We start from the raw sequence: 24,525 nt of genomic DNA, 5'->3' as shown, positions 1-24,525 counted from the left end.
ACTCCGTAGCTCGCGTTTGCCCCGCTCGTCTTCCGACCTGCTCGTAAAGCAGCGTGTTCGGCTTCGAACCTTGCTTGTCTTGAGGGGCCGGATGAGGGTTGCGGTCGTTTCGGCCGCCGCGTTGCTAGCCGTGCTCTCATGCAACGAAGCGCGCGCCGAGTTCACGGTGTGCAATCAGACGCTCGACGTCGTCAACCTCGCTGTCGGCCAGGAGGTGGACAATGCCGACCAGACCGATGGCTGGTGGACCATCGGCGCAAATCAGTGCGTGAACGTCATCCGCGAAGAACTGACGAACCGCTACATCTACCTCTACGCCACTGACGTTTTCGGCCACGCGATCCTGACCGGATCGACCGAAATGTGCATTGAGCGGCGACGTTTCTCGATACGCGGCATCGACGAATGCTGGCAGCGCGGCCATATTGCCGCGCGATTTGTCGAAGTCGATACGCTTGAACAGGTGCGGTGGACGTTTTTCCTGACCGGAAGCAGTCCGTGACGCACGCTATCGACACCAGCTTCAAGGAAAAGAAGCAAGCACGCGCTGCCCTTCGCCGGCGCACGTTTTGGCGCAAGCTTCTTGCCGGCCTCGCCACGGTTTTCCTCTGTTCGATTGCAGCCGGCTTCTATCTCACCGCGGACTACTGGTCATTTGGCGACGAAGACGAGGAGCTGCATGGGGTCGAAGGAGCCGACGATGTGCCGGCCGATGCCTCTGTTTATGTGCCTGCCATTATCGGCCTGGCGGGAGACCCGATGTGGATCACGCTCGCACCCGATTCCGGCGCCGCAACGAAAGGCCGCGTCGTTCCGCGTCCGGCCGAACTCGACCAGGCCGGGGTTTCGTCACAGATCGAGATTTTGTCCGACGTCATGCTTAGCGCCAGCGAGAAATTCATGACAACCATACCGTCGACGCAGGAGGATTTTGCGTTCTTCCAGGCACAACGAAAAACCGCCCCCGCAGCCTCCAGCGATCTGCAGAACGATCTTCAGCCAGCTCCTGGCGCCGATGAACCCGCGCCTGCTGCCGATCAACTGACCGAAGCCGATGACCCGGAGGCCGGCTGGGGTGAAACAATCGACGCAGGCGATGCAGCTCTTCCCGCGTTCCACAAGACCCAGATCGAAAACAACACCAGCGTCGCAACTGTCACGAACGAATATCAGCGGTTCGAGGCGACGGAAGATACGTTCGTGAAGATCCTCAACGACCGCAGTCTGGATAGCGTTGCGCTCGATGCACATTTCTCCGCCGACGACGCCAAGCAGGCAGGCGAGGCGCTGAAGGCCCTCTTCGGCCGGGACGGCCTTGAACCGGGCTATGTCGTGGCCATGCGTGGATACCGGCCCAACCGCGAGACGACAACGATGTCCCTCATGCAGGTGTCGATCTACGCCAAGAACGTCTTTGTCGGCACGCTGACGCGCAATGCCGCGGGCGTGTTCGTCTCCGGCGTCGACCCTTGGGTACGCGAAGATCTGTTCAACTACTCGGGCGCGCCGGCGGAAGGCGGTCACAAAGGGCAGTATCGTCTGCTCGACGCGATCTACTCGACTGCGGCACGCAACAGCGTTCCAACCGGCGTGATCGGCGAAGCGATCATGTATCTGTCGAGAGGACAGGATCTGGACGCCTTTGCAAGCGAGGACCAGCGTCTTGTGCTGATCTATTCTCAAACGCCGCGCGGCAAGGACGAAGGCGCCGGGCGCGTGCTGTATGTTGGTGTTCAGGGCACGACAAAAAGTCTCGACTGTTTCGTTTTCCAGCAGGGCGATGGCCAGTTTGCATGCGTCACAGGCGACGATCAGGTCCGCTCGCTGACGGTCACCAACGGCATGGTCACACCGGTCAACGGGGTCTTGACCTCGACCTTCGGGCCGCGCAAGCATCCAATTCTGGGCACCGTTCGCATCCATAAGGGCGTCGACTGGGCGGCGCCCGTAGGCACGCCGATCGCAGCCGCCTTCGATGGCGAAATCAGCTTCCAGGGCGATGGGGGCGGCTATGGCAATCTGGTCAAGATTTCGCACGGAAGCGGGCGCGAGACGCGCTATGCGCATATGCAGAAATTCGCAATCATGGGCGGTGTCGGCACCAAGGTGAAGGCAGGCGATATCATTGGCTATATCGGCACCACCGGACTGTCGACCGGGCCGCACCTGCATTTCGAACTCTACCAGAATGGCGCGGCGATCGACCCGCTGGGTACGGTTACTGCGGTCGCTTCGGATCTTTCCGCCGTGGAAACGCTCACTGACCGCATCGTCCATGTCGAAAGTGGCGGCAGTGCCCGTGCCAAGAACCCGAATTCTTCAGCGACCGGCGCCGGCCAGTTCATCACCAAAACCTGGATCCGGATGATGAATACATACCGCCCCGAACTTGCACGCACACTGTCGACCGCCGACCTGCTTGCCCTGCGTTACGACGCCACGATCTCGCGCGAGATGGTTCGCAATCTGGCGCGAGAGGGCGAAGCCTATCTTCGGGCGCGCGGCCACCAAATCACAGCCGGCCGGCTCTATCTGTGCCATTTCCTCGGCATGGAAGGGGCGCATCAGGTGCTGTCGGCGTCGGGTTCGGCGCAACTGAGCGCCGTGCTCGGATCAGCCGTCATTCAGGCCAATCCCTTTCTCACCGGCAAGACCGCCAGCTATGTCGTGGACTGGGCCGAAAGGAAGATGGGTCGAAAGCTCAGCCCAGCAACGACCGCGAGCCAGCAGACGACGACCACCACTGAAATCCGGCAGACATCGCCCGAGTTCGCAAAGTACAAACACGTGATCATGGCGATGCTGAGCTCCGTGCAGAACGCGCTTTGAGCCATCGCAGCCGTTCGTAAGAAAGGGTTCAAACGACTGCCCTGCTCGCGGCAAAGCCGTTGTGGCTCGAAACTGCCGCACAGTTTTCGGCGGCGTGCGCTACTCGGTCTTAATGCGCATTTCCACACGGCGATTGACAGCATCGTACGGGTTGGGGCTGCGCGGATGCGCTTCGCCCAGGCCGATCGGATTAATCCGAGCCGCCTCAATGCCGCTTGATGTCAGGAAGGACGTCACAGATTGCGCTCGTCGCTGTGAGAGCCGCTCATTGTAGTTCGCCGGACCGGAAGCGTCGGTGTAGCCTTCGACGACGAAATGGAAACTGCTAAGCCGGTTGTCCTTCAGGGCCTTGGCAAACTCCGCGAGCTCGGCGCGCGCGGTTGCGTCGAGTTCGGCCGAATCGAGTCCGAAATTGATCAGCATGTCGAGACTGGATTTGCCGGCGGGTCCCTCGTTTGGCTTACTCTTGCTCTTGCACTGCTCCTCGGTGCCGACACAAATTCCGCGCGACTTGCCAAGATCGGCCGCGCCGGCAAAAAACTTGACGATGTCTTCTGATTTCTGGACAGGGTCGGCGCAAACATGCGTTGAGAAAACCATGACCGCCAACACCAAAGGTGAACTGGCCCACCGCATAGCGGTTACTCCTGTTGAGCATCCGATATTATCAAGCGTGAACATACCAAATTCCGAAGCAATTGTCTGCGGGAAACACCGAGCCGCGCCTGTGTCGCCTTTATCACTCCGCTGCGAGTAGAGACTTGACCAGCGCCGCGCTGCGGGCTTGAGTGCTGACAGGCTCTCGATGAAAGCGTGGCGTCATGGCCAACGGGCTCCGATTCAAAACGGCACGAGATCTTTTCCTAGCTTGTCCCGCCGCTGCCCGAGACATGCGAACCCTTCCAACCGAACAGCATTCGATCGAGTTTTGCCGCGATCTCCTTGCAGGGCGCGTTCCCGAAGAGGCAATCACCTTTTGTGCCTACCTGCTGCCGGATCGGGCTGCGGTCTGGTGGGCTCATGAATGCCTTGGGCATTTGAGTGAGCTGCTCGATGAAACCGATCAACAACTGCTCGCGCTCGTCAGCAACTGGGTCAGCGAACCGGGCAGCGCCCACCATCGTGCCGCGCTGGGCCAGGCAGCGGCAGTGCCCCCTACAACCCCGGGCGCCTGGATTGCCTTGGCTGCGGGATGGCGTGATAATGGCCTTGGTGCTTGCCGATCCGTCGGCCGAACAGCAGTACCACCCGCCTCACCGCCGGGTCCTGCCGCCCATGCCGTCAATGCCGGAATTCTGGCAGGGCTGGCGCGTGTTGCACTCGCGGACCGTTTTGCCATTCTATCTGCCTTTGTCGAAATGGGTCTACAGATGGCCGAGATCGAGGCGCTGCGCCAATCAGCGGACGCATGCTAGTCTCTCATGTTCCCTGTCAGGGCTGAAGGCGAGAGGAAAAACTGGTTGGCGCGAGTGTCCAGGCGTCGCATTGGCTGAAACTGCATAGGGCCGAGGGTGGAGATCACAGATGACAGTTGATCAGATTCTCATCCGCGGATTGGCTACCGTCTTCCGTCTCTTCGTGGGGGTGCTTTCCTCGGTCTGGTGGGCGGGCATCGGGTGGATTGTGCGGGCCACCAGTCTCAGCCCTGGATGATGAGTTTCTAGCAATGTGCTGCTGCCCCTGATCGCCGCGATCTTGGTGTTCTCTGGGCGGCGTTGCGATGACGGGCACATTTGAAATCAATTCGTCAGCCAGTTCGTGCTCTCGCTTGTCAAGCGCTCCTGGCAATATGGCAAAGTGCTCCGGGATTTCTTGATCGACTTCCAATCCCAGCCGCTTGCGTACACCTGACGATTGCCTTCTAAACTGATCAATCGTCGGAAGGCTGTCCGTGCTCATAGCGAAAGCGTTCCAGCGAAGCGAAAACAACTCCTGGTAGAAATTCTGAGCGAGGTTGGTCACGTCAGCACCCGTCCTGATCGAAGTAGCGCAGAGCCTCCCTTTTTCCGGCATCAGGCATGAATGACACAAGAGCGCACCACGCTGCCTGAGCGTTCCAGACGTAGTACGTTAGACTGGTTTCTTACCGCGCAGACCGATGACCGGAGGAAACCAATCCTGTGGTCACTCTTTGTCGATCCGATCAATTTCATCAAGCAAAGATTTGTGCTCCTCCGGAAGCTCCTCTTCTAGCGGAAGATTTAGCGCCTTGCGAAGGTAGTCGCGGATGGCTTCTGACGTAATCCACCGTCTTATGAGGTCGGCGATAACCTTCTGCTTCCTTTCGTCGGCCTCAACCATGGCCGGTCCTACATGCGAATAGGTCAGAACCTCTATGCGACCCGATTTGTTCCTAGCTATTCTTTGGTGTCAAGCAGGACCATCATGTGTGGCCAGGTTGATCAGAATTTTACACAGTTCGAGATCTGTCTCGTCTGCGTGTGGGCACAGGGCACGGAGGGCCGCTACGGCCGTTCTAAGGGACACCACGATGCCGTCCGAAGCGGCTTTAACGGCTGCGGCAATAGCTTCAGGCGTAATGCCTCCTGGCGCGGTATCCAAGATGGCCGACCCCTCAGTGCCCTAAGGTCATCTTGCCCGGAACTTAGGAGAGATCAACAAACGATTTCCTGTGGAATGGGAGGTCGGAAATATTCCGTGGAAATTCTTTAAGCGGGTGATCGGATAACTGGCTCGCGCGATGACGACCTTGTGCCCCCTAGGCTCCACAAAGGCCTGTGGGCACAGCGTTGTTATGTACCCTGGCGACGTCCTCGATCAGTTCGGTTAAGGTGCGGACCCGTAAGTCGGACCTATCCCCTATGTTTCCCACATCTTTGGTCACCCTCCCCGGCGAAGACATGGAGACCGCCCCGCTCACCTTAATGTTGACGGTAAAGGTTCTTCTAGGCGCCTTCTCCAATTCTCGCTTCCTGTAGATCTGGAAACGAATAGATGGTGTCAGGGTTTGACCTGCCGGCGCGGCGCGGTGTCTATATCGACAGCCACCTCGCCTGCCACGTCAGCCTTAGCCGCCTCCAGCGACGCAATCACGACGTCGTTTAGCCAACCCTTTGCTTGCTCGCTGAAGTCCGCCATGGGGCATCCCGTTTTCCCACCTCCACGTCGCCGACGCGCTCCTCCTGCTGACGGCGGGCCTCCTTCCCGCGCTCAAGGGCTTCTTTAAACTTTGCCATCCCTGTTGCTCCGATTTGTCATCAGGCCACCCCGCCAGATCGGCTATGATCCCATTCACTAGAACGCGCACAGTGGGGTACGTTGCGTTGGTGAAGCTATTGGGTTCGCCACTGTCCTCATCTGGCACGCTCAGAAATCTGACAACGGAATGGTGATTCTTGCCGGCGGCGCGCCGTAAACGGTGTGATTAAGGGCGTTTACGAAGATTGCGATGCTGGTCATTCGCCACCTCAGGCCGATCCGTCGATTTACAAAGCGCCGCTGCCGGCAGGCTCCCCAGCTTCGAACCACAGTCGGTAGCTCTCCCGCATGGCTCGAGCACCAGCCTTCGAGGCCAACAATGGCGAGACGTTCCAGTTCCGCGAGCGGGTGTCGCGCGGCCATTTTGGGTCGCAGACGCTCGAGCGTAGCCCGCGGTTCAACATCCGCCACATAGAAATAAGCCTCCTTAGAGGCTGTTTCGAAATTCGCTCTGGCGAGTCATATGGTGGTGGTTTCGAGAACCGGAGCAGCGGACATTTGGGTCCGTGAGAACCGGAAGCGCAGATTGGTCCCATCGCCCGTTTGACCACGAATTTTCAAACCGAAGGCCCAGATCTTACTTGCAGCCGCCTTGCGCCCACTTGGCTAGCGCCACCTTGAAGCGCGTCCCGAGCGGATGTTGCAGACGCAGCACGGACACATCGTTGGCGGCGAAATTCTTCGCCTGTTCGCACAGCCGAACCTCATCCCACTCGTGGCAGCCATTGCAGTGCTTGCCCTGCCACACCGCTTTATCGAGCCCTTCCACGGGAGCAAAGAGAGGCTTGCCCATGATCAGCTCGGCGATAGTCTTGCCGTCGATCTTTGGATCTCCAAAATCGACAGGTCGGTCGAAAAAGATCGGATCGTCCGAAGCCAGTTTCGGAATTTTCTGCCGCAGGACATTAAGCGCAAGCTGTGCCTCATCGTCGCCTGGCGAATTTGCGGTGGCGTTGCGCCCATCCGAACCGTCTTCCGCATGTTGCGGAGCGGTCGCTTCGCCGACGATCAGCGGCGCGTTGAGATCGACCCTGTGCAAAACGACCTCGGTGGTCAGCGAGACATTGATCCACGGGCGCTGCTTGCCGGCCGTTGCTTTGAAGACATCGGCGGTGACCATGTTCATCGCGTCGGTGATGGAGACGTTCGAAGCCCCGATATGGGCAAGCAACGCGGACGTGAACGGCGAATGCTCGCTCGATCCGTCATAGGCAACCTGATTGGGACTGGTGGAAAAGGCGACCAGTGTACCCGCACCGCCATTCTCGATCGGGATTTCGGCAAGCCCGCTTCTCGCTCCCTTGACGCCTGCGGCCTTTGCCAAGACTTCAGCCAGGGGATTGTCGCGACAGGCGTCGAGGAAAATCAGTCTTATGCTGGTCTCGCGCGACATTTGCCGCAAAACGAACTCGACAGGCACCGCCTCGAAATCCAGCGAAGTCTCGTCTTCCAATGCTGCATCAACCGGAAGGAGATAGTTGCTGCCCGAAACCTGCAAACCATGGCCGGCGTAAAAGAAAAGCGCAATGTCGGCGCCGCGAACCTGCTTTGCGAACTGCGCAATCGTCGTCTGGGTCTGCAATTTGGTCAGATCGAAACCGGAGACGACTTCAAAGTCCAACTTCGAAAGGCGGTTGGCAACAGCCTGAGCGTCCCGGACCGGGTTGGTCAGCGCCGGCGCATGCTGGTACTGGGAGTTGCCAAGGACCAGAGCAACACGGCGTTCCGCATTGGCCGCCGTCAATGTCAATAATAGCGAGAGCGTCGCCAGCCCGATCGCGCGCGGGGCACTGCCAAAACAGGCAATCAGATGGAAGCCCCACCGGAACAAGAGGTCCTTCCTCAGTTGACGAGCTTGGTGGCGGAAAACTCGATCCGCCGGTTGAGCGCCTTGTTCTTCGGCGTATCGTTAGCCGCAACAGGCCGCTCCTCGCCATACCCGGTTGCCGTGATCTGCGTTCGTGCAATACCCGCGGCGACGATGGCATCGGCAACGGCCTGGGCTCTGCGCTCCGACAGCAGCTTGTTGGAGGCAGGCGAACCATCGGAATCGGTATAGCCAGAAACTTCTACCTTCAGGCCTGGGCACTTGCCGACCACGCCAACCACCTCCGCCAACAGCGGGCGGCTTTGGTTGTCGAGCCGCGCGCTCGCCGACCGAAAGTAGATGGCCCCAGTGCGGGAGAGCACCGCGAACCGGTTAAGGCACTCTTCTTCGCTGAAATTCGCTTTCGCGGCATCGGTGGCGACGGGCCCGACGTCGGCAGTACTTGCCGCGACTGTCTGCACGGCCGCGGGCTTACTGTCGCCAGCGTTGAACACGAAATCGAACGATACCGAAGCGGTCGGAACAATGTTGGTCACATTGGCGGCTTGCTGCAGCTTGTCGACATTCGGCAGCAGTCCGAAGTCCTCGACATGCACGGCAACAGGCGCCTCCGAAGCGACGGAGACCATGCTGTCGCTGATCATGGTTACGACGACATTGGCCTCAAGATCCTTGTCGACGCCGTGCAGGTTGAGGCGAAATGGCAGCACTGCCTTCACCCTTCGCTTGGTCGCCAGGTCTGCAAATGCGGCAGGGTCCACTTTTGCTGTCAGTTCGGCGGACGGATATTTGAATGTTTCAAAGAAAAGGAACCGCATGCGGACATTGCGAAGGTCGACACCAGTGTCGACGGAGTTAAGGTCAAAAGTGATCTTGGCCTCACCCGTCGAAGAAAGAGTGCCGGCTATGTTCCTGATCTTGTTGGTTTCGACGATCGTATTCTTCTTGACCGACTGGTAGGTGAGCACGGAGGCGGTCGGGTCGAGTGTCCAGTTCGTCTGTGCATTGGCGCTTTCCAGCCCAGGTAACAACAGCACCGATACGGCGACGATCAGGCCAAGGGTGTTTAGGGCGAAGCAGCTTCTCGAGCCCGTTTTCCACCAGTCTCCGACGATTTCGAACATTGGACCCCCCACAGGACAACAGCCTTCCGCGTTGCAACCACGAACTATGCCGTGCCACGGAGCATAGAACAATTGTCGAGGCTTGGCGAGCATCGGCGAATCGACCGCAAGGTGTAAATTCCGCTCAGGTCCCGGGCTGCGGAAGTCCGGCAAAATGGTGATGGACGAACACTGGCTACCCAGCAGTCTTGTTGGCGGATATTGGAGCTGACTGAAGAACCCGCTACAGCACCTGCCCGTCTTTGAAGGCCGGTCACGGTGGACCAGCCCAAGTGAGGAAAAAGCCCGCCTGCTCCATCCTGCTTCTGCCGCGGACGCCTACTCCCCAGCCCGTCGTCGACGCTATTCTGTCAGTCTCCATCTCCATTCCGCGCTGAAGATGGCTTCCCTTGGCAGGTCATCAAAGCACTATCCCAATGGCTGAACTGTCCCGCGAATTGGGAGCTCCAAATTTGTAACCAAATGGCGTGCTCCGCGTTCTCTTCAACGGCGTTCGACTGTTCGCTCGCGATGCAGCCGTGGGATTTCAGGATTTCTGAATGGTCAACTGGGACACGAGCCGGCATGAAGGAAGCTTCGACTGCCTGATCGTAGGTGGCGGGCCAGCGGGCCTAGCGGCTGCGACTTACCTTGGAAGATTTCGAAGGCGAGTAATTGTTGTCGACGCAGATGAAAGCCGTGCAAAGTGGATTCCCTTGACGCGCAACTGCCCAGGCTTCCCAGACGGCATCACCGGCCCTGACCTACTTGACCGCCTCGAACTGCAGGCCACTCGATACGGCGCAAGCTTGGTCCACGACAGGATCGTATCCATTCGCAGAACGAAGGCTGGGTTTTTGGCGGGCGATTCATCTCCCATTCGTGCCCGCTCGGTGCTCATTGCAACCGGCGTTGTTGACACCCTCCCGGATCTTCCTGGCGCTACCGACATGATCCAAGCTGGCGTCTTGCGATTGTGCCCTATCTGCGATGGCTATGAAGCCATCGACAAACGGGTGGCCGTCATCGGACCGGCCGAACACGCAATGGAAAAGGCCTTGTTCATGCGCACCTTCACTCAGGATCTCACTTTGCTGATTACCGATCCATCCGAGCCCTCTCGGGACAAGCTTACCAAGCTCAAGAGGGCCGGTATCGAGATCGGCGTATGCAGACCCAATGCCGTTTGCGCCACGGGTCGGGAGGCGGTCGTGAAACTCATCGACGGCGGAACGCTGTCGTTTGACACCATCTACCCTGCGATGGGCTCGACCATCCGCTCGAGGCTCGCGGTCGACCTTGGTGCATGCTGTGACAAAGCGGGCAACCTCGTCGTAGATTCGCGCCAGCGCACCGCAGTCACCGGACTTTATGCAGCCGGAGATGTGGTCAATGAGATCAATCAGCTTGCCGTAGCATTCGGCCACGCAGCGGTCGCTGCAACCGACATGCACAACTATCTTGCAAATGGCGACGGCGAACATTGGTCCCAAGCCGAACACGGCCCACGGTGACACCAAGCGCACGGCGCCCGGCGCCGACGCCGAAAACAAGGCATGAGGAACGAAGAGGCACGGCGACCGTTCGTGATCATTGAGTTTCATCATGTTATCTTTTCAAATCCTGCTACCTCGCGCGGACATTCCGGCAGACCGTTCCCCAAACAGGAATTCGACCGGCTCAAAGAAGAACTGGCCCTGCCGTTCGCCGGCGTCACAGCCTTTTTGCAGGCACCTGCCGAAGGGTTGTGGCGGTAAGGCGGCGAGTGCAGCAATGATGAAATCATCATCTTCGAGGTGATGACGGAGGAGATTGATCTGCAAGCCTGGCGAACACGCTGTGCTGACCTTGAGCGACGCTTTCGTCAGGACGAGGTGATCATCCGTTACTCATCGATGGGCGTCGTGTAAGATGCGTAGAGGTTCGGTTCCAGCGGCGGGCAGGTTCGACGCAGGTTGACCAGAGTGGCAAAGGTGCGGCGCTCGAAGTCCGTCACACGATGCATATCAGCTCGCGGCGATCAGCAACTCTTTTTAAGTTCGGGTCTGTGACGGAATCTCTGTAGCAAGGCCCGCGTCTTCGGAGGGACGAAAGACGCGGGCCTCGACCGGCTTCACCGATCCTGCAGCCATAAGGAGTGAACTTGCTGCCTGCACCGAACCTTCGGGGCGCTCGGTTGTTCCCGCTAGTCTAGTGGAATGAAAAGCCCACCGCACATGAAGCACGGCGGGACCGATCGAAGGCTGTTTCACCAAGCTGGGGCTTGGGGTCGGGCTTGCGAGGTGCGCACGGACCATTGCCTAGACTTAGGCTCATCATCTGAGGTCCATCTACCAATCGAGGTTGGAGACAAGGGACAAGGTCATCGCGGGTCGTATCGCCGTCAAACCACCCGTACGGAAAATGCTTCGGATGTGGCCGGCACGCAGGCTTATCAATCAAGTCGTACGCCCCGTTGACTCAAATTTCGCAGGAAACATTAAATCGACTTCAGCCGCGCTAAGGGTGGCGCTGATGCGGGGTTCAGGGACGTTGCGCCGTTCAAACCAGCCTTGACCCCGCCGACCTAGGTTTGTGCCAACGCGTACTTCAACGGCTCTGCACCGACGACACGTCGACCCTCGCCCTTGGATGGCGACGTCTCGCATCTCGCATTTTGAGGGGCAAAAGCACGAGGGCGAGCTCCTCGAAGCTAGGCCCGAAACGGATAGCCCGGCAGCACCACCGTGGAACGTTTCAGAGCCGCCGTGATTCCGATTTATGGCCTGCCCACGGAGATCATCGTGCCGATGGTTCGTAAACCGCGCCATGGAGCCTGTCGGAGATTTGTTCGCTTCAGAATTCGGCGACCCGCTAACGGGCGTTATTTTGAGTTTAGCATTGCCCCGAGAAGGCCTGTTCAGTCTCAATTGCATCGTGTAGCGGGACTTAAATCGCGGCATGCAACCTCCGCCTTCTCTTCGCGTTTAGCCCCGTTCAATCCTGGCGAGTGAGAAAATGCCGGCGTTCATTCCGATTACAATTTACCTGAATTGCAAGCCAATGGTGGTTGCATCAATATCCGACGCTGCGAAAGCGCTTGAACAGCCATGGCCATACGTGGCCAAACCGCGGCGGCTCGAAGCCGTCCGAATGATCAGGGAATGCTTGGCCGGTCATTGCAACCAACAAGCTGCGATCGATGCCTTCAAGGCGGCCGCAATCGAACAGGGACTTTTTACGCAAAGGCCTTCGAGCGTAGGCCTAACGAAATTAGATGCGGTTGTTAGAGACGTGGTGTGAGCTCATACCGCTCTCGGCACCTGGACTGCAGGCAGGCTTCGCCGGCATCGCTATGCCGACGCCTTCCGCGGCGTCGACGTTCCCTGGAGAATGCGGCAGCGCTCGAGGGCGGTGTTCTTCCAAATAACGCGGTCAAAGCCGGGAGACCTGCCCATAGCTCGGAAGTGCTTCCGCCAGCTCTGCGAAAAGATGCACTCCCACGGAATACGATGGGCCGCAATGATTCCGACCGGGGCACAAACAGTCCTCGAGCTGCCCCCTAGCTGCAAGTCCGGCGAGCCCGCTCGCGTCCATCCCGGTTTGCAACGGCCAGACTTCTTGCCGACTACCACAGTGCGCATACGTTAGATTAGCCACTCAAGGGATCAAGCCGGGACTGATTGGCCGCGTAAGCACTGCGCGGCGAAGAGGGTCTACGCAACGCCTCGCGGCTGGACTTTTGGGATCAGATTGGGGTGACAGCGCCGTGCCGCACATGACCGTTGGGCGAAGCCGCTAGGCTTACCGCAAAGCAGAGTTGAGTTGTCGCAGCGCGCCTCGGGCGGCCGATAGCCTGTGCTTTTCGAAGATTGCTAGCTTCTGCTGATAAGTGATCCGCACCTTGGCGTTGCACCCGTGGCATCTGAAGTGCGCAATCGTTCTTAGTGCAGAGCCTTTCCTTACCGCCGGATGCGAGCAATTCGGACAATTGAATGTGAGCGCAACATTAGACAAGTCTTTGGCTAAACCGGCAATAGACGGCTTCTTGGCCACGCCTGCATCTCCAGCATTCGAACCCTCGAACGAGCAAGGGCTCCGGCCCGGAACATTTGCAGCAAACGTACACATTCAATTGACCCCGATTTTAATCCTCGTCATGAAGTCGGCGCCATCCGTTGCGCTCGTTCTAGCGGCCCAGCGGCTTGCGGTGAGGGTAGACCGCTGGGCCTGACCAGCGAGCCTTTGGGAGTGCTCGCTTGACTGTGAGTATATGAGCTAGATCTAATGTAATGATACATGCGAATGAAGTACGTGGCGGCAATTCCGCTGTGTAGAAGCTTAAGGCGCCCCGGAATGGTCGATGCGTCTGGCACCGCACGCCAGCACCGGCCGGCTAGAGTTCATTGAGCCTTGATGCCGACCCTGATCGAGAAGCCGCCCCACGGCGATGCTTGGATTCAGGAGGTGGAGTTCGACGGCTACGGGGCCGGCGTCGACCAGAAGCTTGGAAACCGTGCTGATCGACACGTCGGCAACGCGGAACCTTTGCTAGATATTACCTGAGCATGTCCTAGACCCACATACCTGAGCAACATGATCGCCCATTGCTGTGCGTCTGTGTTCGGTGTTTTATACTTAAGGGCGAATTTCGGCAGATCTGGCATTTTATCGATGGCAAACGCCAATCCACTTGATCAGAATTCCGACGAGCATCGGCGCGAGCGCCGCCCACGTGTGCTAAAGGGCGGGACGATCATCACCGGGATCCAGAATTCCGAGATCAGCTGCACCTTGCGCAATCAGCATGAGGGGGGCGCCGAGCTGAAGGTCGCTCGGGTTCCCGATCGCTTCTTGCTCTACGTGTCGGTCGATGGAGTTGCCTATAGATCGGAAGTTCGTTGGCGTCGCAACGACCGCATCGGCGTCAAATTCACCGGCACCGAGCCCAAACCGAAACTTCACTACGGTTGACCACGGCAAGACGAACCTTTTCTGACACTCGCCATGAATTTTGCATGTCCCAAACAGCACAAGTCGCCCGGCCATTCTCTCCGAGGATAACCCGGACGGGGACGTGAACTACACAGCGCCCTTGAAGCCGCGTTCGCGGCTCTGGTGTCCTCTTGCATCGAGCAAGCCGGAACTGATGGACACTATGGAACCCCACGACCACGGGATAGCGGCCGATATTTTGACATCGGAAGTTGCCATTGCCAGGCAGCGCATTCACCGGACCGAGCTCGCGCTTCAACGCACTGAAGAAATGCTGGCCGAGAATCTCGAGCTGCGCAGCAGGATACGAACCGCGGTCGAGGCCGCAGAACGCTTGGGTAAAGGTCGATCCTCCCAGCTTTGAAGGGCGTCGCGCGGGTTGAACTGGGCCGGCGTTTCATTCGTCGTGCCCCACCGGCCACCGGCGCCACCACTCGCGCTCAAGCACGGCGCAACCTGTCGACAGACGGCGAGCACGGTTCATCGTGCGCGGCCTGGTGCTCGGCCAGGAACCGATCGTCGTCCATGCGGCCGATGGCTTCAGCGACGTGCGTCGTAGGCGAATTCAGTTTCCTCACTAATCTCCATCCAATGATAATCGCCACACCTAGGCCTACATCCGCCCCCCAAGGTTCAAGGCCTGGCCTGAGAACACCGCTTACACGGCAGGCAATCTCCCAAATTGTACAGTTTTTCGGGAATGGATCCGTTCTTTGGCGGCGATGCGGGGAAACAACAGGTTCTCGAGATACCGATCCGCGCAATATCCTGACATGAACGCGCCGACAGTCGTGCTACCGTGAGAACGCGCCCGGCTGGTGTTAAGACGCCGATCTGGCAGCCTGCCATCAAGTGAAGAAGGAGAGTTCACCATGTCCAGGATCGATCGCCGCGCCTTGCTTTTCAACGCCGGCGGCGCCGTTATCGCCTCTACGGTTGCGGCAACGGCTCTCGTCACAGAGCCGCGACGCCGGGACCGTGAACTATCCCGCGATCTGCGGGCGCTGATCAAAGCGCACAAGCAACGTACGCGGCGCTTGGCAAGGCAATGCAAATGGGCGGCAGTAAGTGCGACCACGACAGAGCCAACCGGGCTGAGGAAAGGACGCTTCTGTCTGTATGCGCCTATGCTGCGGTGAGTGAAGGTGATCGCCGGGCCAAGGCCCGATATCTTTTAAAGATCGACGCGCGCGGCGAACTCGACCTGGCAGAGCACATGCAGGCTGTTCTTCGTTCGACGATGTAGAAGGATAGAGATCGGCTTCTCGTGTGTAAGTTAGACGTCCGCAATCTGACAAGACCTGCATGTATGTTTGAGGGCATCGCGTTGAAACACCTACAGCACTAGCGGAGAACAAGCAGTGATTTTGGGGAGGTCGCTTTGAATACTGCCCAGGTCCCCTAGCGGTCAAATGTGTCTGCCACGGGGGAGCAAAGAGCGCCACGACCGGACCTTCGTGCCAACTGTGGCGAAACGGACGCCGGCGTGGCGGCGATTGGCCGGCAGGTGGCAGTTGGCAAAGCGGCTGCGTCCAGTTCAACGACCGCTGTAGGTCCGGAAGAGGTCGTTCCTAGCCAGTAAACGAATGGCGGCTCGGCCGCTACTTGCTCGTCCCATCGATGAGACGAATGGCAACGTTCCAACTGATTGACACATAGGACGCTCGACCAGGGTATAAGCCCAGCCCATGTGCCAACCGACTCGGTCTCGCCAGGATCTGCCATTCCCGACACTTCTCCAAACCGACCTTTGCGCGAGGGACGCGTCTAGCGTCCCCATCAGTTTGCGCCATCTCGCGCCTTGGCAGCTAGGCCTTAGTTTCCAGCCACTCGCCAGCACGATCCTAATGAGACCCGATCCGCCGATTTCCATTTCGGCCGCTATGCTCTGCAAAGCGCCGCCCCCGTAGGGGCGCGCTTGACGATAGTAGGACGAAGTGGCTGGCGCCGATTCAATAACCGCGCGGTTTAGCCTTCGGTTCTGGCGAGCTTTCCGACGGGTTTGCAGCCAAGTTTGCAGATCGCCGATCTTTTATCCACAGCGACTTTCTTCTTGCCAGTGAATCGTGGCGATCGCCTTCAGCGGTCGCTCGGCTATGCATCGCAGCAATGGCATAGTCGGCTCTGTTGGTTCGATAGTCCTCTTCTTTTTGCCCAGTCATGGTTTGCTCCCAGTCCGTGGCCTCTTTTGCCTCCCGGGAGATTAACTGCCGGTGCATTCCGCGAGTCAATCGATTAAACAATGCATTCTGCACTCGCCTACATCTCATCGTTTTCGGTGATGCCGGCCTAGCCGTCGGGCAGTTTGGCCGCGGGCGAAGGGGACCCTCTTGAGCCTCGCGCTAGCCGTACCATTCTCGCGTGAAATGGCTCTGGCTCGTCGATCGCTATCGATCATTTCCCTGTTATCGATTGTGATGGGTTTGGTAGCCGAGAGGCGCTAGATTCGGCGCAAGGCACGGTCGCGAAGGCGGCGTGATGGAGACTGCCCCTGCCCTGACACCGCCGGCCTGCCGCAGCCCCCAGTCGCCGGCGACCTCAGGCAAAGCCACCAACGGCGACATGATTAAGGTAGTCGCGTGCCGCGCTGGCCTTGTCTTGCTTAACCAGAGCTTCCGCCGTCCGCACGCCGAATGCCGGTATTGGCCGAGCCCGGTGATCAGGCCATCGCCTGCTCCTTGCCTCCAGCGGAGTCGGCCACCCTGCTGATGATCTCAAGCATTCACGAAGGCGACCTGGAGTCTTGGCAACACGGCTACGCTCGACCCTTTAGAGGGTTTCCCGCGCAAGACCCGCCGTTTCGGCAAGCTGACCTTTGGACATACCGAGTCCATCCGCAACCTGCGCGACAGCGATCTTCCCAGCCCATCCTATTGGACATCACCAGCGGTTCGTTCTGAACTGGAACCTTCAAGCTTGGGTCATCCTGTCTCCCTTGCCATATTCACAAACACATTTCTTGTGCACAAAATGGCATTGTGCAACGGACTACAAGCCTCGGTCGGCTGATGGGACGTCGTTGACGCCTCATCAAAATGCCCGCGTCTCGACCGAGGATGAGGCCACTGACGCCCAACTCGAATTTAAGGCGGCCGGCGGCCGGTAGGTCCACGGCTCCGGCGACTGGCCGTCCGGTCGATGCTGGCGAGATGCGCGAGATCCCGCACATGGGACACACCGCTATGGCGACGTGGCGCCACAATCTCGAGGCGCCAGCGATAGACTGCCAAGACGGTCACCCACCCCTGCCCTGGACACCCGTATTGGAAACGATAGCGGGCGCTACTGTGACGAACAGGATATAAGGCTCTCTGGCAGCAAGCTGGTTGAGGAAAGTCCCACCGTCATGAAGCCTATGAACGAAGTGCACCTGGCCATCCTACGCAGGCACATGGTCGAGATGATTGCAATCCATGCCGACCTTGCAAGCGAAGAACTCGGCAAGGCGGCGCTCGATGAACGGGTGATGGCAGCGATGCGGCGATTGCCGCGGCATCTCTTCGTGCCAGCTTCGGTTGCACCTTACGCCTACCAGGACATGCCGCTGCCGATCGGCTTCGATAAAACCGTCTCGCAGCCGTTCATCGTCGCCCTCATGACCGATCTTCTTGCTCCCCAACCGCACGAGGCGGTGCTCGAGATCGGCACCGGCCTGGGCTACCAAACCGCAATCCTCGCGGGACTCGCCGGGCAAGTTTGGAGCGTAGAAATCATCGAGGAATTCGCAAGCCGTGCGGAGGCTCTCCTGCATGACCTCGGCTTATCCAATGTCGGCATTCGTGTCGGAGACGGGTCTCGCGGCTGGCCCGAGCACGCCCCATTCGACAAAATCCTGGTCACGGCGGCGGCTGAGCAGACACCGCCGACTTTTCTGACGCAACTCAAGCCGGGGGGACGGCTGGTACTGCCTTTGGGATCTAAAGAAGCACAGTTTCTGACTGTCATCGACAAGGATGCGGCAGGGCAACTCGAGACCCGGAAACTCATTCCGGTTCGGTTCAGCCGGCTCGAGACCGCCTAGTCTAGTGATGTGCGACAACTGGCGCGCCGCGCTTTTCCGACCCTCAATCAGATGCCAGCCTTCGCGTTTCTTTCGTCCTTGGTGAACGGGAGAAACAACCCGTCGCAGATTTTCCAAACACAAGGCAGCTTGTCTTCTGGGCTCTGCGATCCTTCTTGGCCCTCAAAACTTGAGCTGATCATCCTCCCCAGCCGCCTCCCCCGCCGCCGCTCCCGCCGCTCCCGCCGCTCCCGCCGCTCCCGCCGCTCCCGGAGCCCCCGCCCGAAGGAGGAATGACCACAGGCGCAGGAACAGGCTCCTCCTCAACCGGTATGATCACTTTCTTGGCGGCCCTCCTGGGAGCAGGCTTGACGACTTTTGACGGAGCAACCCTGCGGACGACCTTTGGCGGGGGAACCCTGCGAAGAACCTTTGGCGCGGGCGTGGCGACCAGCGGCGTCGGTTCAACCGTGGGGACCAGGGAGGTGCAACCCATGAGGCCTACCATGATGCCGGATAACGCCGTTCCAAGTATTGCCTGTTTCAATACTCTGCCTGCCATTGCCTCCTCCTCAGTCAAAACAAGTCCCGACGTGGATTGGCTTCTTCCCAAGCCCGTCTGGCCGCGTTAACCAGTTGCGTGTCCAGTGAACCCGACCCGGGAAAATTCGATTTCAGTTCCTGGCGCAGCTGCTTCAAGGCCGCTGTCTTTGGCTTCGGACCGAACTTTGCCAGCGCTCTTTGGGCGTCCGGCAGTTCCTTGCGCACATCGAGCGCAGCCGCAAACGCAAGGAAGCGCACGACAAGACCCTGATCGGCCTTTTCGCCTTTTTGCATTTCGAGAGCCGCGCGATCGTAAGCTGCGAACGGGTCACCCCGAGCGATCCCTATTTCGAACAATCGCTGCGCTTCCGCGAGGCTCCGTTCCACACCGACACCGTCCCGATACATGCGTGCGAGGCTGCCGGGCGCATAGGGCTGGCCGAGATCGATTGCCTGCTGAAACAGCGCCAGCGCCGTCTTCGGATCCTTCTCAACGCCTTGCCCAGACAAGTAATTGCGGCCGAGCAGGTTCATAGAATACATATCCTGCCGCTGCACGCCGGCTTGCAGGAACGCAACGGCGCGGGCTAGGTCAGCGGCCACGCCGTTGCGGCCCTCGGTGAAGATCGCAGCCAGATCGTTCATTGCATAGGTATGCCCCATCGCCGCTGCCTTGAGAAGCAGGTCCAACCCCTTGGCCGTGTCGGGCTTGACGCCATACCCATTGAACAAGGCGCGACCCCAGGACGTCATGCCGTAGGGATCCCCCTTGTCGGACGCCGCGGCGTAAAGCGCGTTGGCCTGTGCGCGGTCGACGGCCAATCCGGTTCCGGTCGCATACATGTAGCCTAGCTCGAACACGGCACGTACGTGTCCCTTCTTGGCGGCTTGCTCGATGGCTGTCCTGCCCTCATCGACCTTGCCTGCCGCAAGGAGCGCGCGCCCCAGTTCATAGCGGAAGCGCGCAACGTTGGGATAAGCCTTCACGGCGGTCTCGCAAAGCTCTACCGCGCTGGCGCCAATTTCGTTCGGCAGCAGGCCGGGGACGACGCCTTGCAGGTCCAGAGGTTCGCCGGCAGCCGTATCGCACGGATCGACTATCGGCGAGAGTTTCATCGTGGCTGGCTTTGAAGAGCTGCTGGCCGCCCGAATCTCGAAGCCGACCTCGACCGTGGCTTCGGCGCCGATCTGTGGCTCGTAGCGCAGTCGATCGACCTCTGCGGCCATCAGGCTCGACTGGGGCGATAGGGTTCGATCGGGCAGCGAGAGCGTTCCCGTTGTCGGATATTTCGAAACTTTCAGCGTGACAGCGGGATCTTCGGTCGGGAAGTCAAGCTTCAGGGAGACCGGACCGACGCCCATGGGAACATCGATGTCGCGGTTTTCGATCGCTTCTGCCGCACCGGTGATATGAATGCCACGCTGCAATACCTTCTGCTTCTGCTCGGCCTCGAGCGAGGCCATGATCTGTTTACCCTGTGGGCCTTCGCCGCTCTTGACCCGAAACACCAGAATGCCCTGGGTTTGACCGCCCCAATTGTCATGCGTGGCATAGGCCAGCATATCCACCTCTTCCTGCGCAGCGACACCCTTGGGAACGTCCATCTGCAAGCGCGGGAGGTCCTTGCCCTGAATCGGCACGCCCACCTCGACTGGGTTGCCGTCCAGCATCAGTCGCCCCAGGGCAGGCGGTCTTTCAATGCTCAGGGTGATCGTGCCGCCGTCGATGTCTACCGGTTCGGGCAGACCCAAGCCGACGGGTCCAACCCCCGACAGCACGACCTTCTCCAGCACCGGCGGCAGTGCGGGGCGACTGCTGCGGCGCATCAGCACGACTTCGTCAATCAGTGATGAGTTCTCCCAGGGAACTTGGAGGCCGTTTGTAGCTTCCACCACATCGCGGCGTACCGCCGCCATTACGGTGCGGATTTCCTGGTTAGGCGCTAGCGCGCGACGGGAAAACGCCGCCGAAAACGGGCTGAGTTCGCCGGCCCCGTCATACGCCGCCGCCCCGGGTTCGGTGGCAAATGCAATCAGTGTGTTCAGCGAGCTTCTGACCTGGGCGAGCCCGGCGTTACCGGTGGCAATGAGCTGGTCTCTCAGCCAGTAGTTCTTGCGCGGAAACGGATTGTTGCGGCAGGCATCAAGGATGATCACCTGGATCTTCGATTTCGAACGCAATTGTCCCAGCACATCGTTGAGCTTGATGGCCTGGACCTCGATGTCCGCCGCCTCCTTCAAGGAGGCATCGACCGGGATCAGGAAGTTTTCGCCGCCGATCTGAAAACCGTGGCCGGAATAGTAGACGACCGCCAGGTCGGCGCCGTCAACGGCGGCAAGATAGTTGCGGAACTGTTCTTCGAATTGCAGCTTCGTCAGATCGCTTGCGACGAAGACCTCGAATCCTGCCAGTCGAAATGTTTTCGACACGTCCTCGGCATCCTTGACCGGGTTCTTGAGCGCGGGGAATTGTCGGTAGTCCGAATTGCCGATGACAAAAGCGACCCTTCGGTCGGCGCAAGCGTCAAAAGTCGTGAAGCTCGCAAGGAGGAAGGCTGCGACGATTGCGCAAAGTCGGAGCATGGCAACCCCATAAACGCTGTTACCTCGCGACCACAAGAACACCGCATGGGGTAGCCAGGTCCGTTAGAGAGCATGCAATCTGCCGGGACAAAAAAGGGAGAAAAGCCGTCGCGGCAGCGGGCATATTTCTCACTTGATCAAGTGCTAAATTACATCAGAGACCGCATATCTGCAACGTCTGTCAGACGGCGCCGGCTATCCGATCACTGCCCGCCTCGTCTGGTTCTGGGGATTTACCAATCTCGATTAGGCCTGATCTCGGTATCAGCCCCTCCTGTCGGGTAGATTGCAGGTCCAAAGTGGGCCGTTTCCACGGCCGGGTCCGGAGTTTCTACGCTGATGCACACGCCTGCTTCCATACCGCTGGACGATGACAGCTTCGAAGATGTTCTGAGGGCAGAAACATGTCGAATCGTCAATCACCACCGGCTGGAAACAGCGAGGTTCGGGGTAACACAATGCGGCTGCGCGGCCTGTTGGCTGCGGCCGGTGCTACGACTGCCATGGCGTTCGGATTTGGTAGCCTAGCGCTGACATCCGTTTTTATCAGGCCGCTTGAGGCGGAGTTTGGCTGGTCGCGAGCCGATATTAGCCTTGCCTACACGCTGTCAAGCGTCGGCATGGCCTTGGGCGGGCTGTTCTGGGGCCGGTTGTCCGATCGCCTGAATACCAGAAACCTGCTGTTCATCGGCTCGGCAGGTATGGTGATAGCGCTTGCCGCGATGTCCTTCGCTACTTCGCTCTGGCAGATCTATGCCGCCAATTTCGCGCTGGGCGGGCTCGGCTTTGCCTGTCTTTATGCGCCGGTACTTGCGGTAACCGGGCTCTGGTTCGACCGCCGCCGGGGCCTCGCGGTGGGGACCGTCACAGCAGGAGGAGCCCTAGGTCAAGGCATACTGCCGTACGCCGCGAATGCCTTGATTGATGGCGTCGGCTGGCGCTTCGCATATGCGGTGATGGCGGCGGCGACAATGGCTGCGCTGGCGATCCTTCTGCCTGCGGTTCAAAGGCCGCCCCTCGGCGACGTTCTTCCCGTCCCCGTGCGTTTTTCAACAGAGCCAGCTTTCCAAGGTGGCCGGATTTCTCCCGTGGCGCTCCTGTCTGCGGCAGCCTTTCTCTGCTGCGCCTGCATGGGGGTCCCGCTGATGCACCTCACGAGCTTCGTCACGGCCGTGTGCGGATCTTCGGATGTCGGATCGCTCAGCCTGTTGATCGCGATGCTGTTCGGCGCCGCCGGGCGGATCGCATTCGGGCTCCTCGCCGACCGGGCAGGCAACCTTGCTGCCTATGCACTGGCATCTTTCATTCAGACCGCATGCGTTGCGATTTTTCCCGCGCTAGACCAGCAGCTGAGCCTCTTGGTGCTGTCGGCAGTCTTCGGTTTTGGTTTTGCTGGAAACATGACCTGCCTGATCCTCTGCGTACGCCAGTTTGTGCCAGCCGAACGCTTTGGCCAGTCACTCGGCACTGTCATGCTGATCGCCTGGGTAGGCATGGGCATGGCCGGCTATTTCGGCGGCTTCGTCTATGACCACTTCGGCAGCTATAGGCCCGCTTTCCTAATTGCATCTGCCGCGGGCGCAGCCAATCTGGCCGTGCTGGCTGTATTGGCGTCGTTCGGTGCGAGAGCGCTGGCCCCATGCGGCGGCGGACTTCCAGATCCTGCAGTGGGCCACTGATTTCAAGCGTTGGAATCGCTGAATTCCACGTTGGGTCAAACGCTGCAAACCTCGGCTTTCCTGCCAATTCAGAGATCAAAGGGACGGAATGCCGCCGTCGCTAAACAAGGACCAACTGAGATGAGCCCAATCCACGACAGCATTCTCGACACGATCGGTGACACGCCGGTCGTGCGCCTTTCGCGCATAAACAACGGCGCCGCCTCGCTCTATGCCAAGATCGAAGCGTTCAATCCTGGCGGATCGGTCAAGGACCGTTTTGCCGCCGCCGTCATCCAACAAGCGGAGCGTTCTGGATTACTTCGACCTGGCCAGACCGTGATCGAGGCGACGAGTGGCAACACAGGCATTGGGCTCGCCATGGTTTGCGCCACGAAACGCTATCCTCTTGTTATCGTCATGCCGGAAAACGCCAGCCTCGAACGCCGCAAGCTCATGCGTTTCTTCGGTGCCAAGGTCGTGTTGACACCTGCCGTCGAGCGTGGCAGCGGCATGCTGGCCAAGGCGATCGAGCTGGCCGAAACGCACGGCTGGTTCCTCTGCCGGCAATTCGAGACGCCCGTCAACGCCGATATTCATGCCCGCACGACAGCGCTCGAAATTCTCGCGGCTTTTCAGGACCGTCCACTCGATTACTGGGTCACCGGCACAGGGACCGGCGGAACTCTTGCCGGTGTGGCGCGAGTGCTCAAGCGCGAGCGGCCGCAAACGCGAATCATCGTGTGCGAGCCCGATAATTCGGCACTGCTGTCGAGCGGCATTCCCCAAAGCTTTGACGACCACGGACTGCCGACACGAGCGCACACCCGCTTCCGGCCACACCCGATGCAGGGGTGGAGCCCAGATTTCATTCCGCAAATTGTAGGCAATGCCATGGCCGACAACCTTGTGGACGAGATCCTGCCCGTTTCCGGTGCCAGCGCCCTAGAAGTCGCACGCCGGCTTGCGAAGGAAGAAGGAATATTGGCGGGCATCTCCGGCGGAGCAACCTTGAGCGGGGCACTGGAAATCGCTCGGCGCGCCGGCCCGGACCAGAGCGTGCTCTGCATGTTGCCTGACACAGGCGAGCGGTATCTCAGCACGATCCTGTTCGATCATATCAGCGACGAAATGTCGGAGGCCGAGGAGGCGATCTCTCACTCTACACCCGGCTACCGCTTCGACCGGCCGCCATCCTTCGCGCTGTCATCGGCGCCCGCGAACGACATCCAAATCGATCCGTCGGCGCATGAGTTTATTGATGAGGCGATCAATGATTTGGAGCACCCGGTAGTCATGTTCGCTCTGACATGGTGCGAATTCTGCTGGACGGTAAGAAAGCTCTTCGATCGTGCCGGAATCGCCTACAAGTCCATCGACATCGATACCCCGGAATTCCAGAAGATCGGCCTGGACGGAGAAATCCGAAAGGCCCTGAGAGCCCGGATTGGCTCGCCTACAATTCCGCAGGTCTTTGTCGGCGGCGAGCATCTCGGTGGCTGCCTGGATACACTTGCAGCATGGCGAGACGGCACGCTCGGCGCCCGGCTGGAGTCTATTGGCGCAAACTACACACCCGGCGCATGTGCAAATCCCGACAGCCTGCTGCCCCGATGGATGCGCGCGGCGGCGTGAGACGCATCGTCGCTACCAACCCAGAACGAGCCAACACGGACGCCATCCGCTTCCGGCTCGGCTTCATGTAGACTTTTCCGTGCCGACCTCCCCGAAGCGAGGAGCAAGTCAGATCGCTCGCGTTTCTGAAACGAACGGTTTCGGCAGCGGCAC

21 protein-coding genes and 1 pseudogene are annotated in these 24,525 nt (G+C 59.4%); 13 read left to right on the top strand and 9 right to left on the bottom strand.

All coding sequences use genetic code 11. The features are described 5' to 3' along the window. The first annotated feature begins 91 nt into the window (after positions 1 to 91). Both NKJ35_RS15405 and NKJ35_RS15400 read left to right on the top strand, forming a co-directional pair. Positions 92 to 502, top strand: coding sequence for a DUF1036 domain-containing protein (locus tag NKJ35_RS15405; RefSeq protein WP_352648153.1), 411 nt, complete (start codon positions 92 to 94; stop codon positions 500 to 502). Then, positions 499 to 2,829: a M23 family metallopeptidase gene (locus tag NKJ35_RS15400; RefSeq protein ID WP_352648151.1), complete on the top strand. Its 2,331-nt coding sequence runs from the start codon at positions 499 to 501 to the stop codon at positions 2,827 to 2,829. The genes NKJ35_RS15405 and NKJ35_RS15400 overlap by 4 nt, the downstream gene beginning before the upstream one ends. A 99-nt stretch (positions 2,830 to 2,928) precedes the next feature. Here NKJ35_RS15400 and NKJ35_RS15395 read toward each other — a convergent pair whose 3' ends face one another. Then, positions 2,929 to 3,465, bottom strand: a complete 537-nt coding sequence (locus NKJ35_RS15395) for an OmpA family protein (RefSeq protein ID WP_352479445.1) — start codon at positions 3,463 to 3,465, stop codon at positions 2,929 to 2,931. Between the two features lie 254 nt (positions 3,466 to 3,719). Between NKJ35_RS15395 and NKJ35_RS15390 the strand changes: the two genes are divergently transcribed. Beyond that, positions 3,720 to 4,244, top strand: coding sequence for a DUF6931 family protein (locus NKJ35_RS15390; protein WP_352648148.1), 525 nt, complete (start codon positions 3,720 to 3,722; stop codon positions 4,242 to 4,244). A gap of 103 nt (positions 4,245 to 4,347) precedes the next feature. On the opposite strand, the gene NKJ35_RS15385 is transcribed toward NKJ35_RS15390, so the two are convergent. The 5 genes from NKJ35_RS15385 to NKJ35_RS15365 form a co-directional block, all read right to left on the bottom strand. Continuing rightward, positions 4,348 to 4,791, bottom strand: coding sequence for a hypothetical protein (locus tag NKJ35_RS15385; protein WP_352648147.1), 444 nt, complete (start codon positions 4,789 to 4,791; stop codon positions 4,348 to 4,350). A gap of 162 nt (positions 4,792 to 4,953) precedes the next feature. After that, on the bottom strand, positions 4,954 to 5,130 hold the full coding sequence (locus NKJ35_RS15380) for a hypothetical protein (protein ID WP_352648144.1): 177 nt from the start codon (positions 5,128 to 5,130) through the stop codon (positions 4,954 to 4,956). A gap of 660 nt (positions 5,131 to 5,790) precedes the next feature. Further along, complete coding sequence (locus NKJ35_RS15375) at positions 5,791 to 5,928, bottom strand: hypothetical protein (RefSeq protein ID WP_352648142.1); 138 nt, start codon at positions 5,926 to 5,928, stop codon at positions 5,791 to 5,793. Between the two features lie 697 nt (positions 5,929 to 6,625). Next, entirely contained in the window at positions 6,626 to 7,879 is a 1,254-nt protein-coding gene (locus tag NKJ35_RS15370) for a caspase family protein (protein WP_352648139.1), read from the bottom strand. Between the two features lie 11 nt (positions 7,880 to 7,890). Beyond that, the gene (locus NKJ35_RS15365) at positions 7,891 to 9,000 is read right to left on the bottom strand and encodes an OmpA family protein (protein ID WP_352648136.1); all 1,110 of its coding nucleotides are present in this window, start codon (positions 8,998 to 9,000) and stop codon (positions 7,891 to 7,893) included. Between the two features lie 539 nt (positions 9,001 to 9,539). Here NKJ35_RS15365 and NKJ35_RS15360 point away from each other — a divergent pair. The 7 genes from NKJ35_RS15360 to NKJ35_RS15330 all read left to right on the top strand — a co-directional run bounded on the left by NKJ35_RS15360 (position 9,540) and on the right by NKJ35_RS15330 (position 15,199). Further along, on the top strand, positions 9,540 to 10,493 hold the full coding sequence (locus NKJ35_RS15360) for an NAD(P)/FAD-dependent oxidoreductase (protein WP_352648134.1): 954 nt from the start codon (positions 9,540 to 9,542) through the stop codon (positions 10,491 to 10,493). Positions 10,494 to 10,535: 42 nt separating this feature from the next. Beyond that, a complete protein-coding gene (locus tag NKJ35_RS15355) occupies positions 10,536 to 10,736 on the top strand; it encodes a hypothetical protein (RefSeq protein ID WP_352648132.1) in 201 nt (66 codons plus the stop codon). Between the two features lie 1,240 nt (positions 10,737 to 11,976). After that, on the top strand, positions 11,977 to 12,261 hold the full coding sequence (locus NKJ35_RS15350) for a DUF982 domain-containing protein (RefSeq protein WP_352648130.1): 285 nt from the start codon (positions 11,977 to 11,979) through the stop codon (positions 12,259 to 12,261). Between the two features lie 1,113 nt (positions 12,262 to 13,374). After that, a complete protein-coding gene (locus NKJ35_RS15345) occupies positions 13,375 to 13,524 on the top strand; it encodes a hypothetical protein (protein ID WP_352479186.1) in 150 nt (49 codons plus the stop codon). A gap of 108 nt (positions 13,525 to 13,632) precedes the next feature. Beyond that, positions 13,633 to 13,932, top strand: coding sequence for a PilZ domain-containing protein (locus NKJ35_RS15340; RefSeq protein WP_352648128.1), 300 nt, complete (start codon positions 13,633 to 13,635; stop codon positions 13,930 to 13,932). A gap of 103 nt (positions 13,933 to 14,035) precedes the next feature. After that, positions 14,036 to 14,317: a hypothetical protein gene (locus NKJ35_RS15335; RefSeq protein WP_352648126.1), complete on the top strand. Its 282-nt coding sequence runs from the start codon at positions 14,036 to 14,038 to the stop codon at positions 14,315 to 14,317. A gap of 690 nt (positions 14,318 to 15,007) precedes the next feature. Then, positions 15,008 to 15,199: a hypothetical protein gene (locus NKJ35_RS15330; protein ID WP_352648123.1), complete on the top strand. Its 192-nt coding sequence runs from the start codon at positions 15,008 to 15,010 to the stop codon at positions 15,197 to 15,199. Positions 15,200 to 15,905: 706 nt separating this feature from the next. On the opposite strand, the gene NKJ35_RS15325 is transcribed toward NKJ35_RS15330, so the two are convergent. Both NKJ35_RS15325 and NKJ35_RS15320 read right to left on the bottom strand, forming a co-directional pair. Further along, a complete protein-coding gene (locus tag NKJ35_RS15325) occupies positions 15,906 to 16,208 on the bottom strand; it encodes a hypothetical protein (protein ID WP_352648121.1) in 303 nt (100 codons plus the stop codon). 283 nt (positions 16,209 to 16,491) lie between these two features. After that, positions 16,492 to 16,834 (bottom strand): annotated as a pseudogene (locus NKJ35_RS15320) (XRE family transcriptional regulator). A gap of 465 nt (positions 16,835 to 17,299) precedes the next feature. Here NKJ35_RS15320 and NKJ35_RS15315 point away from each other — a divergent pair. After that, entirely contained in the window at positions 17,300 to 17,974 is a 675-nt protein-coding gene (locus NKJ35_RS15315) for a protein-L-isoaspartate(D-aspartate) O-methyltransferase (protein WP_352648119.1), read from the top strand. Positions 17,975 to 18,529: 555 nt separating this feature from the next. Here the strand turns inward: NKJ35_RS15315 and NKJ35_RS15310 are convergent. Continuing rightward, positions 18,530 to 21,079 (bottom strand): caspase family protein, encoded by a 2,550-nt coding sequence (locus NKJ35_RS15310; RefSeq protein WP_352648116.1) that lies wholly within the window; start codon positions 21,077 to 21,079, stop codon positions 18,530 to 18,532. A gap of 404 nt (positions 21,080 to 21,483) precedes the next feature. Between NKJ35_RS15310 and NKJ35_RS15305 the strand changes: the two genes are divergently transcribed. Both NKJ35_RS15305 and cysK read left to right on the top strand, forming a co-directional pair. Then, a complete protein-coding gene (locus NKJ35_RS15305) occupies positions 21,484 to 22,758 on the top strand; it encodes an MFS transporter (RefSeq protein WP_352648114.1) in 1,275 nt (424 codons plus the stop codon). Between the two features lie 120 nt (positions 22,759 to 22,878). Beyond that, entirely contained in the window at positions 22,879 to 24,372 is a 1,494-nt protein-coding gene (gene cysK, locus NKJ35_RS15300; RefSeq protein WP_352648111.1) for a cysteine synthase A, read from the top strand. The last annotated feature ends 153 nt before the right edge of the window (positions 24,373 to 24,525 follow it).

The sequence above is a fragment of the Mesorhizobium sp. M0136 genome, from assembly GCF_040322515.1.
Lineage (GTDB): Bacteria > Pseudomonadota > Alphaproteobacteria > Rhizobiales > Rhizobiaceae > Mesorhizobium.
This window is presented reverse-complemented; position numbering and strand designations above follow the sequence as displayed.